At 44.6% G+C, this 10,614-nt stretch carries 10 protein-coding genes; 7 read left to right on the top strand and 3 right to left on the bottom strand.

Translation table 11 applies throughout. The features are described 5' to 3' along the window. Positions 1 to 905 (bottom strand): replication initiator protein A (locus IT291_05190; GenBank protein ID MCC6220622.1); only part of this gene is annotated, 905 nt, incomplete at its 3' end. 932 nt (positions 906 to 1,837) lie between these two features. On the opposite strand from IT291_05190, the gene IT291_05195 reads away from it, so the two are divergent. From IT291_05195 to IT291_05205, 3 genes are read left to right on the top strand one after another with little or no spacing between them, the layout of a single operon-like run. After that, positions 1,838 to 2,614 (top strand): ParA family protein, encoded by a 777-nt coding sequence (locus IT291_05195; protein ID MCC6220623.1) that lies wholly within the window; start codon positions 1,838 to 1,840, stop codon positions 2,612 to 2,614. Further along, positions 2,596 to 3,522: a ParB/RepB/Spo0J family partition protein gene (locus IT291_05200; GenBank protein ID MCC6220624.1), complete on the top strand. Its 927-nt coding sequence runs from the start codon at positions 2,596 to 2,598 to the stop codon at positions 3,520 to 3,522. Before IT291_05195 ends, IT291_05200 begins: the two co-directional genes overlap by 19 nt. A 29-nt stretch (positions 3,523 to 3,551) precedes the next feature. After that, positions 3,552 to 4,493 (top strand): polyprenyl synthetase family protein, encoded by a 942-nt coding sequence (locus IT291_05205; GenBank protein MCC6220625.1) that lies wholly within the window; start codon positions 3,552 to 3,554, stop codon positions 4,491 to 4,493. A gap of 14 nt (positions 4,494 to 4,507) precedes the next feature. On the opposite strand, the gene IT291_05210 is transcribed toward IT291_05205, so the two are convergent. Beyond that, complete coding sequence (locus IT291_05210) at positions 4,508 to 5,281, bottom strand: trypsin-like serine protease (protein MCC6220626.1); 774 nt, start codon at positions 5,279 to 5,281, stop codon at positions 4,508 to 4,510. A gap of 117 nt (positions 5,282 to 5,398) precedes the next feature. Between IT291_05210 and IT291_05215 the strand changes: the two genes are divergently transcribed. The 4 genes from IT291_05215 (at position 5,399) to IT291_05230 (ending at position 9,974) form a co-directional block, all read left to right on the top strand. Next, positions 5,399 to 6,241: a trypsin-like serine protease gene (locus tag IT291_05215; protein ID MCC6220627.1), complete on the top strand. Its 843-nt coding sequence runs from the start codon at positions 5,399 to 5,401 to the stop codon at positions 6,239 to 6,241. Positions 6,242 to 6,315: 74 nt separating this feature from the next. Further along, positions 6,316 to 7,236 carry a uroporphyrinogen-III synthase gene (locus IT291_05220; GenBank protein MCC6220628.1) on the top strand — a complete coding sequence of 307 codons (921 nt, stop codon included), beginning with the start codon at positions 6,316 to 6,318 and terminating at the stop codon, positions 7,234 to 7,236. 17 nt (positions 7,237 to 7,253) lie between these two features. Continuing rightward, entirely contained in the window at positions 7,254 to 8,231 is a 978-nt protein-coding gene (hemB, locus tag IT291_05225) for a porphobilinogen synthase (protein MCC6220629.1), read from the top strand. A 276-nt stretch (positions 8,232 to 8,507) separates the two neighbouring features. Beyond that, positions 8,508 to 9,974 carry an ATP-binding protein gene (locus tag IT291_05230; GenBank protein MCC6220630.1) on the top strand — a complete coding sequence of 489 codons (1,467 nt, stop codon included), beginning with the start codon at positions 8,508 to 8,510 and terminating at the stop codon, positions 9,972 to 9,974. Positions 9,975 to 10,099: 125 nt separating this feature from the next. On the opposite strand, the gene IT291_05235 is transcribed toward IT291_05230, so the two are convergent. Continuing rightward, positions 10,100 to 10,597, bottom strand: coding sequence for a macro domain-containing protein (locus IT291_05235; GenBank protein MCC6220631.1), 498 nt, complete (start codon positions 10,595 to 10,597; stop codon positions 10,100 to 10,102). Between the last annotated feature and the right edge of the window lie 17 nt (positions 10,598 to 10,614).

Here is a 10,614-nt window from a genome sequence, read left to right on the forward strand (position 1 = left end):
CCACAAGCTGGCCTAGCTGCATAAATGCGAAGAGTTGTGTCCATACCGTGGCCACCGTAGTCGAAATGTGAAATGAATTTTTTTTGCACTAACTCTTCAAGCGCCGGCTCCAACTGCTGTTTCACGGAGGATACATAGCGATAGTTGCGAGATAAACCCAGCTTCTCAAAAGCCAGCACCATGAGTGGCTTTTCAAAAGTAGACTTATAATAAAAATGCTTATCTAAATATCGGTATAAGCGACGACTAATTGCGCTGCTCAGCTCAAAATACAGCTCTAAATTGAGTTTCTTAATATAGCCTGCCTTAAATGAATCAAACAAAACCTCGCTCCAAGTAAAAAAGCTTTTGGGAGTTTGGCAATTTGTGCTTGAAGGCGATGCTTTCCCACGCGAATCGTTTATTTCATAGGCATCAATAATGCCAAAGTTGCAAGTTTGATATGATTTCGAGTCGTTATCATAAAAAGCATTAGTTGCTCTTATGCGCACACCAGATAACCGGTCAAAACTCTTTATGAGCCTACTATAACTTCGACCCTCTGTAGTCCACTGGAGAATTTTCAAGAGCTCGTAGCGCGTAAAAAAAACTTTGCGCTCGCGGAAACCATGGTTCATGCTTAAACGCATCAAAGCTAGAATGACGTCATCATCAGTTGCTGTCGGTAGGCCGAATTTATCGGCAGCGGTAATAATCCATTCCCGTGCCATTACCTCCCCATTTTTTAATCGCTGCTCATCGCGAAATTCCAAAGTCTTTAGTTTAGGATCTACTCGTGTAGAAAGAACAGCTAATGGGAATTCCGCTAAATTCATTTCATCGCGCGAAACTAAAAGCAATCGATTATTAGTCGCTAACTCAGTAGCGCTCGTAGTTCCCACTAGATGTGAAGGTGAGGCCGCCATACGCTTAAAACCCTTCTCCAAAAAAACATAACTTTAAGTAGCTTGCTGTATCTTAAACAACGTATAGAAAGTTTTATCAATAGTTATTTGTAATATTAGTTATGTTAGTAGAGATGAAAAAAGATCAAAGAAATTAGCATGTTAACACAGAAGATTTATTTGAAAACACGATATTTTTTTGTTCGCATCACGATAGAGTTTTTCTCATTACTCGCTAGCATTTTTTTCACTTCACTATTGTTTTGTTTTCGTTCACGATAGTTCTTAGTTGAAGACACGTGCATTTAGCGCTCGATTCTCGATAAGAAGTTGCTATCGAGAATCGAGAGTTTTTAGCGACAACCACGTTTTCCTTCGCTCGATTTTGTTTTTGTCCCAGTCAACAACAAATACCGCGTCCAAAAAGCAACTTAGATATTTTACTATTTGGAGGCAGTATAAGGAGCAGATACGATAAACATTCCCCCTCAAAAAACGTAAAACGGTTTGGTTTTTTTATTAATATGTCACTGCCTTATATTATCTCACTTCACGAGTATTAGTTCGATTCACGGTAGTTTGTAGCTTTCTTGCTTATTTCAGATCTCGATAGCCAAGCCAATGACCCTGTTGTGCTCACGTAACTCCTTGAAAATACGAGACAAAAAAATCTAGACACAATGCCTATTAAGTAAATCGCAATAGGATGTATTTGGGTTTTAGCGCCATATCGAGTCTCGAAATAAGAGTTCGCAAGGCTATATTATAAGATGTGCAATTTGAGTTTGAACTATGGTAATGGATAAATATTAGGTTTCTTGTCGGGGTAATTAGAAGGCAAGAGCTTTCACTTGGGCACTCGCTTTCTGCCACTATTATTGCTGCATCGCTTTAGGCGGTAATAATGGTTAGTTTTTTAATTTGCAGTTAATTTTGAGGTCTAGCGAAATATTATGAAGGACACTTTAGCAGTAGTGAACCAAAAAGGCGGAGTAGGCAAGACTACCACCGCTGCGAATCTTGGCGCTGGGCTTGCCTCCCGTGGCAAACGTGTGTTGTTGGTGGATATTGATGCTCAGGCAAATTTGTCTGCTCATTTTGGCATTGCAAAGGACGAAACCGCTGAGTCGGCTTCTATGTATAATGTCTTGCGATATGGCGCAAAGCTCAAAGATGTCATCGTTAGCGTTGAGGAGAAGTTAGATCTAGCGCCGGCTAGCCTTCTACTTAGTGCCGCTGATTTGGAATTGGGCGGAATAATAGGTCGGGAGCTGTTACTAAAGAAGGCGTTAGAGCACGTAGTGGATGATTATGATTATATTATTGTCGATTGCCCACCATCGCTAGGGCTTCTGTCTTTAAATGGCCTAGTAGCGTCGTCCAAGGTAATAGTGCCGGTTCAGAGCGAGTACTTGGCTTTGCATGGCGTGCGCCAGCTACTGGATACAATAGATCAGGTTCGAGCCGCCTATAACCCGGTTTTGGGAGTAGGTGGAGTTCTGTTATGTCTGTACGACTCGCGGCGCAGATTGGCGCGAGGGGTCGCTGATACAATTAGGGAATATTTCGGAAATTTGGTGTTCGAAACCGTAATTCGGACAAATGTTGCCTTGGCCGAGGCTCCAGCGGGTGGAACCTCAATCTTTAGATACGATTCAAGGTCTACTGGCGCCGAAGATTATGGCAATTTAGCAGAGGAGATATTGAGCAAATGGCACGCAAGAAATTAAGTTTTGAATCCAATCCACTATTTTCCGGACCAAGCTTGGTCGATCGCGCTCAATCTGGAAGTCCGTACAGGGAGCTTTCAATCGGCGATATTGACGTGGATCCGGATCAACCGCGGCGAGTCTTCGATACTCAATCATTGTCGGATTTGGCTGCTTCCATCAAACAACAGGGAGTATTGTGTCCGATACTAGTGAGACCGACAGATGCCGGGACATATAAATTAATCTCAGGTGAACGCAGACTTCGAGCCAGCAAAATAGCTGGACTAGAGAAAATTCCGGCTATTATCGATAATGGAGAAGATCTGGATCGAACAATCCTTGCTAAGCAATTGGTCGAAAATATTCAGCGCGACGACCTTACTTCGATGGAGAAGGCTTTAGCATTTGGCCAATTGCGCGATGCTTACGGCTGGAGCGTTCGAGAAATAGCGAAGCAGCTCGGCGTATCGAAATCTCAGGTTCAGAGGAGCATAGATGTATTAATGCTACCCGACGATTTGCAGTCCGCTCTTATTGAAGGTGCTTCAGAGAGTAAGATCTTGTTGCTGTCGAGGATTCAGGATCGTGAAATGAGGAAGGAGTTGCTCTTGCGATTAGCTGATCTCTCTCGCTCTCAGTTGGAGGATGAAATTGCTGCGATAGAGGATGGCTTGCAGGGCAACTCAAGGCGGTCGTCCCACGGTGGGACGGTTGCGACAAAGACTAGGGAAAAAATAAGGCCGGAGGACAGAAGAATAGTTGAGGATATGCAGCAGGCGTTAGGCATTCGCGTAAATTTGTTGCGCAGAAAGGGCAAGGAGACGCAGGGTAAATTGATATTAGAGTTTTATTCTTCTTCCGATCTAAACGAGCTTTACAGGCGGCTAGCTAGCTCGTCTACTGCTCTAACTAGCCAAAAACATTAGCTACTTCTTCGATTGGGAGCCTTAGTGAGATGGTTGGTGTCGATGCATATGTAGATCCTCTTTTTTTTAAGAAGCTTGAGGAATATGTAGAGGTGGCCAACTCGCTTCTTGCTGAGGTAGTGGCTTTGGATTCTCGCCTGCATCCGGCTATGAGCTATTGTTTGGATGGTGGAGGGAAGCGCATTAGGCCAGTATTGGCCATGGCTAGTGCCGCGATGTTGGGGGTGAGTATGGCGGAAGTTTGTCCATGGGCTGTGGCGCTTGAATACGTGCATACTTCTTCGTTAATTCATGACGATTTGCCCGCCATAGATGACGATGACTTTCGTCGGGGCAGGGAGACTTGTCACCGCAAATTCGGTGAGGCGATCGCTATTCTTAGTGGGGACGCGTTTTTGAGTGAGGCTTTTAGAGTCATTGCAACGGCGAGAGAAATTGAGCCGGCGGTTGGAATAAGGCTTGTGAAGCTGTTGGCGGAGGCGCTTAGCGATATTTGTAGCGGGCAAGTTATGGATTTGGATGCGGTTGAGCAGAGTGACTGCGGGCAGAGAGATAAGAGTTGTCGCCGGGAGTTTCTCGAGCAAGAACTTCGAGAAAAGCACCTAAAAAAAACGGCTGCTTTGATTAAGGCTTCCGTAATGGGCCCAGCTCTGTTTCTGAGATCTGTTGATAACAGCGATAAGTTATTGAAATTAAACGAGTTTGGCGCATCGTTAGGCGTCTTGTATCAAATTGTTGATGATATTAATGATTCTTGTGATGAGGGCTCTTCTGTGGACAGAAAGTGCTCGTCGGATGTGAAGCTTGGTCGAGTAACTTATGTGAGTTTCTATGGACTTGAGACTGCTAGAGAGATGGCAAGCGAAGTTGCCAGGGAGGCGTGCTCAAAGCTTAGTGATTTTGGCCATAATGCGTGGTTTTTAAGATCCTTTTGTCGTTATGTTCTTGGGCGTTGTATTGCGACGCCATAAGAGCCTTGCGCGTTTTACATCATTGCGGCGTCTGGAACGTTGTCGACAATGAACTCAAGGATCAGTGGATTGGTTAGATTGGTATAAAGCGTAATATCGTCGTTACCGCACCCTTTAGATGAGGTGCCTGAAGATACCAGCCCCGCAACTACTAGTTCGCCATCGTAAAAGAGGAGAAGCGGGCCACCGGAATCTCCTGGGCAGGGGTTTGCACCACCATTTTTAGGGCTACTAAAGATGTGATTTTTGGTCGTGTCTGTAATTGTCACATTTCCAGCGGCTAGTAGGAATTCAGAGTTGTTTGAATTATCTTTTCCGTAGCCAGACACTATGCCTTCTTCGCCAATTGCTGGATTTCTGCTGGCGAGAATCGGAATTGCGTTAGCACCGAGATCGTTAAATGTCGTAATAATGGCAATATCGAAGAATAGCGCCTTATTGTCCAAATCGACTTGAAATTGTTGGTGTGTGCCAATTTTATCTACTTCAAAGGAAATATCGTCTACGCTTACAGTTACTAGTAATGCGTCTTGAAGGCAGTGTGCCGCGGTTAGTATGGTATTGTGGCCGACTACAATGCCGGAGCATGTTCCAGCGGTGAGTTTTGGCGAAAGGACTTGAATCTTTGCGATAGGAGAAGTTTCGACGTTGCAGACTTGGCCATTAAATATTTTCGCACCGATAGCCATACACGCGTCATACATGAAGTCCTCAGATGAGTTGCCGCCACATGCCGCGTAACTAGCTAAAATTATTATAAGTTGTGAAAGAAGCCAAAGTCTTTGCATGGATCAGTATTCCTAGGCGAATGTGTGATTACCGTAAATACTATACCCTTTATAGAAAGTAAGTTATACCGAGTGGCAGGAGTATATTTTTTTGTTCGATTGCAAAGCAGAGGAATTATGAAACAAGGATGGGGGCGAGTTATTTATTGTTTGTTGGCCATAGCAAGTTTTGTTGCATGTGGGGGAGGGGGTAGCGATAGTGGCGAAGGCGGTGGTGGATGCGAAGCTCTCAATGTTAAGGTTTTTAACGGAGAGACTTGCAGCGCGGATGCTCGATCCCCGGTCATTGCATTGTTCCCGATTGCGAGTGATGGAAGTCAAATATTTATGGCTGGAATCTGCACCGGCACATTAGTTACGGTAGACGACGTTCTTACGTCGGCACATTGCTTTATCAATCCTTTGCGCGATTATGGGACTCAGATTGTTGCCTTTGCTGCGGTAGTTGGTGGAAGTGAGATCGAAGTCATTGAAGTTTCAAATTTGTCCATACATCCATTTTATGATGGTTCGGTGGGAAGTCCATTTGATCTTGCTATGGCGACCCTCGCCGAGGTTCCTAGTCCGGCTATCGGGCCAGTGCCGATTCTTATTAGTCAGCTAACGGAAAGTGGACAACGCATGTCTACCTTTGGATATGGGACTAATAATCTTGGAGAGGTTGGAGTATTGAAGTCGGCGGAATTAGTCATAGATGAGGTTGTGGGTGATGGAGTTGGAGGAAATCTGCTAGCGTCGCTAGAGAGCTCGGGGGCAAGCATTTGTAATGGCGATTCGGGTGGACCAGTAATTCAGGTAATCGATGGAGTAGCGTCTGTCGTAGGTGTTAATAGCTTTGGTACTGTCCAGGCCGATCAGTGTGCGGTTGCTGGATCTCAGTTCAGCGGCTTTGTGGACTTGCAGTATCAGGCCGTCATAGATTTCATCGTTGGGTATGCATCCGATGTAACATTATCCTAGCTTAGGCAAGTGTAAAAAAGAAATTGCTGGGAGGCAGTAGTCTCCCAGCAATTCGATATTAGGTCTTAGCCATTGTGACGTCGAATTTATTAGTTGGTTTGACTTTTTTAAATACTCGTCCGCATGCGCAGGCCAAAGTGCTTACCGACTTATTGGTGGAGAAGGGTGGTGAGGTTCTCGAGTTTTCAACAATAGCAATTTCTGAGCCCGATTCTCTTATCAAGGGCCAAATGATACGCGAAATGGGAATATTAGAGCGCGACGATTGGGTGGTCTTTACTAGCGCCAATGGGATAGAGGTTACCGCGGAGCAGTTTACTAGAGCAAATGACAAAGCTAGCTTGCTAGCTTTGGAAGGTTTGCGCCGCTGTAAAATTGCAGTTATTGGCAAGAAGACAAAACTTTGCGCGTTGTCGCATGGTCTAAATGTCGATTACATAAGCGATGTAGCAAATTCTGAGGCTTTTGCTGAAAGTTTTAGGGAGTATCTCAATAGGGTTAGATATATCGACAAGGCGGATCAGTCGCCAATTAAAGTTCTGCTTTTGCGCGGAAAAATTGCTAGCTCTCATCTTCCCCAAGGCTTAACTGTTCCATGGATTACGTTGGTGTCTCTACCTGTCTATGATTTAAGAATGCCAGTGCATAGTAGTGAGGAGATTAGCGGGTTGGGGCGCTTTTTACAGATTTGCGAAGAAAAAGTGGTAGATTTTGCTCAGGCAAAAAGTCATCTGCACCATCATAAGATTGATATGATGATTTTTACTAGCTCACAGGCAGTGAAAAATTTTATCAGGATTATTGAAGAAGGCGATTTATGTTTGAAAGACAACTGGAAAGGCCTTCTGTCTAAGATTCCGGTAGCTGTGATAGGCCCGGAAACGGCGACTACGGTTGAAGAGTTAGGTTTATGCTTGGAAATAGTCGCCGAGGAAACGAGCATAGAAGCGTTAGTTGATACTATTGTCGATTATTATGGCAGTTCTGTAGCCTAAAAAATGGAGTGCAGTGAATGACTTTCCCACGTGTCCGTCATCGGCGACTGAGACAAAATGAGCAGTTTAGATCTTTAGTTCGAGAGACTGCCGTTTCAAGTAACGACCTCGTCGCCCCCTTATTTTTAGTGGCTGGAAGTGGCGTGAAAAAACCAATCTCTTCTCTCGTGGGACAAAATTATTTTAGTCCAGATACGGCAATTGAGGAAGCTAAATTGCTTCGAGAGTTGGGCATTAATGCGGTGCTTCTCTTTGGATTATGTGATGAAAAGGATGAAGTGGGCTCGTATGCCTGCAGAGACGATGCAGTGGTGCAGCAGGCAACTGAGCTACTAAAAAGAGAAGTGCCAAGTATGTTGATCATGGCAGACTTGTGTTTTTGCGAATACACTTCACACGGACACTGTGGCGTAGTAGTAAATGAGAAAGTCGACAATGATTTGACATTAATGGAGCTACAGAAGCAGGCGCTTTCCTTAGCGAAAGCAGGCGTAGATGTCATTGCACCTTCTGGCATGATGGATGGAATGGTTTTAGCAATTCGCCAGTGTTTAGATGAAAATAATTTTGTCGATACCGCTATCATGAGTTATGCCGCGAAATACGCCTCCGCTTACTACGGTCCTTTTAGAGAGGCGGTAGATTCGACGCCGAGTTTTGGCAATCGCAAGACTTATCAGATGGACCCCGCCAATGGCGATGAAGCCTTGCGAGAGGTTGCTTCTGACATTACCGAAGGAGCAGATATAGTAATGGTAAAGCCAGCGCTTGCCTATTTAGACGTCATTTGGCGCGTTAAGCAGACCTTTTCCCTGCCCTTAGCTGCGTATAATGTTAGTGGCGAGTACGCGATGATAAAGGCAGCTGGAGCGAAGGGACTCATAGATGAAAATGCCGTAATTGCTGAAACCTTGCTTTCGATCAAGCGAGCCGGAGCAGACATTATAATTACGTATTTTGCTAAGAAATTTGCGGCTTGGCAGCGGGCTGGATAATTCTGCTAAGAGGCAGACTTCAATTTTAGGTAAGTTACTGATTTCGTTATTGTATATTGTACAGCTAAACTGAAAGACCCCCATTCTGGTCATTACGTCGTTTGCGTTTTTCAGCAGCAGCTGAATTTTGCGGGGCCCATGAGGTAGTCTGTGGGCGACGATCGGCCAAAATCCAGCTGTCTTTGTTGGCCTATAACATGCTATACTAGCCCTAATCGGCCAAGATATTCTTTCTAAGGTAGATCTCTTGGCGCCCAAGTCAGCTGTTAATACGCAATGAAATACTACAAGATTCGCGAAAATAGGACCTTTGTTGGACGCAGGCGCGAGCAGGAACTACTTCGATCCATCATGGCACGCAATGAGTCAGCAATGGTAGTGGTTCATGGACGCAGGCGCGTTGGTAAGACGGAACTAATTGAACAAACCTTTAGAATGCGAAATGTGTTGAAGTTCGAGGGGCTCGAAGGGAGGACTGAAAATGACCAACGGGAGGCGGTGTTGGAGCAATTAGCAGAGTATCTGGAGCAGCCGATATTGCGTAAGGTTAAGGTTACTAGCTGGCGCGAGATATTCAAATTGATTGCCGAAGCTACTGAACATGGCGAGTTCACCATATATCTCGAGGAACTCCAGTGGCTGGCTAACTATAAGGACGAATTAGTGAGCGATTTGAAATATGTTTGGGACAACTACTTTCGAAAAAACAATGGTCTGATTTTGATCCTTTGTGGCTCTGCACCGTCTTTTATGGTTAACAAAGTCTTACACTCGAGTGCATTGTACAATCGTTCGCAGTATGAAGTTGCCTTACAGGAGTTCTCTCTGGTTGAAGTTAGAGAGTTTCTTGGCGACAAAATCTCCGCGCAAGAAGTAATGGATGCGTATCTTTCAGTCGGCGGGATGCCAGAGTATCTCAAGTATATGCATACTGGTTCTTCGATATTTTTGAGTCTCTGTAAGCAGTCATTTCTCCGCGATGGATTTTTTCTCAACGAATACAAACGCGTATTTACCAGTAGCCTTGCTAGTAATAAGCATTACAAAACTATAATTGAATTTCTTGCCCAAAGAAAATATGCTTCCCGTAGTGATATAGCAAAGCATCTCAAGATAAAACCTGGTGGCACGCTGAGTGAGCTGCTAGAAAATTTGGAGTTAAGTGGTTTTATCCAGAAATACGCGCCGTATAACTTAGGGCAGGACAGCAAGTTAGCTCGATATGCGATAGCCGACAATTATTTACAGTTCTACTTTAAGTTCATTAAGCCTCGACGAAGTGAAATAGTCTCTAACATGTTCGAGACTAATCCGTCAGCTGCTCTTAATGTCGCCTCCTATCAGAAATGGCTTGGTTTTTCATTTGAACGGTTCTGTAGAAAATATAAATGGGTATTGGCCAATATTCTCGGTTTTGGGGCAGTGCGCTATCGCTCTGGAGTTTATTTTCGGAAAGAAAAAGCAGATAGTCGAGGTTTTCAAATAGATCTGCTGTACGAACGCGACGACAAGGTGGTAACGGTCTGCGAGATGAAGTACTTGCAGTCAAAATGCCGCGCTAGCGTGATTGATGAAATGGAAAGAAAACTCGCCCTCCTGGAGATTCCTTCCAGCAGAACCATTCAGAAGGTGTTGGTAACGACGATAGGAGCAGACGAAAGCCTTATCCGCCGGGCATACTTTGACAGAGTAATAACGCTAGATGAGCTAATGAATCCAGTTTACTGTGGATCGCCCTACTGATTTTATATACCGTGTCCAAAAAGCAACTTAAATATTTTACTTTTTGGAAGCGGTATTTGTTGTTTATTGGCAAGTGCTTACGCACTTGCTGTTTATAGCATTTACAAAAATCCTTTTTGTAAATGCTATAACCTGGCGGCAGACTCGTGAGCGACAAGCCCAGAATGAAATTCCGTATATAATATTACGGGAATGTCTATGTTGCCAAAATGAGTCTCAATCAATGGCCTTACGTCGCTCCACTCGAGGCCACCAACACCCGTAGCCAGTCGCGGTAGAGCTATGCTCGCTAAATTCTCCTTTTTGATTTCCTTCTCCAGATTTCGCAAACACTGGTTTACATTGTGAAGCGTTGCCTCACCGGGGTGTCCCCCGTGATCGTAGGCTGCCTCTTGTGTAAGTAAATTTATTATTATTGGCCCACCCGCTCCTCTCCAAGTCCACAAATTCCCTGCTTCTGGGTGATATGTCTTACAATAGTGGCGAAAATCCTTGTACATGGCCGGCCAGCGTTCGCGCAGCGATAAGGCCAAGCCGTTTTTGAAATCGTCATTTGGCGCAACCCCATGGGCGATAGCTTGAGCCTTAGAAAGAAGAATATCTCCGCTAACTTCATAGATCATAATTTGTAGAACTCCGC

Source organism: Deltaproteobacteria bacterium, assembly GCA_020845775.1.
GTDB lineage: Bacteria > Bdellovibrionota_C > UBA2361 > SZUA-149 > JADLFC01 > JADLFC01.

Bases quoted from the DNA above. Each gene is read 5' to 3' on its own strand.
- IT291_05195 (MCC6220623.1), top strand. From the start codon at position 1,838: ATGAAGGACACTTTAGCAGTAGTGAACCAAAAAGGCGGAGTAGGCAAG.
- IT291_05200 (MCC6220624.1), top strand. From the start codon at position 2,596: ATGGCACGCAAGAAATTAAGTTTTGAATCCAATCCACTATTTTCCGGA.
- IT291_05205 (MCC6220625.1), top strand. From the start codon at position 3,552: ATGGTTGGTGTCGATGCATATGTAGATCCTCTTTTTTTTAAGAAGCTT.
- IT291_05210 (MCC6220626.1), bottom strand. From the start codon at position 5,281: ATGCAAAGACTTTGGCTTCTTTCACAACTTATAATAATTTTAGCTAGT.
- IT291_05215 (MCC6220627.1), top strand. From the start codon at position 5,399: ATGAAACAAGGATGGGGGCGAGTTATTTATTGTTTGTTGGCCATAGCA.
- hemB (MCC6220629.1), top strand. From the start codon at position 7,254: ATGACTTTCCCACGTGTCCGTCATCGGCGACTGAGACAAAATGAGCAG.
- IT291_05230 (MCC6220630.1), top strand. From the start codon at position 8,508: ATGAAATACTACAAGATTCGCGAAAATAGGACCTTTGTTGGACGCAGG.
- IT291_05235 (MCC6220631.1), bottom strand. From the start codon at position 10,597: ATGATCTATGAAGTTAGCGGAGATATTCTTCTTTCTAAGGCTCAAGCT.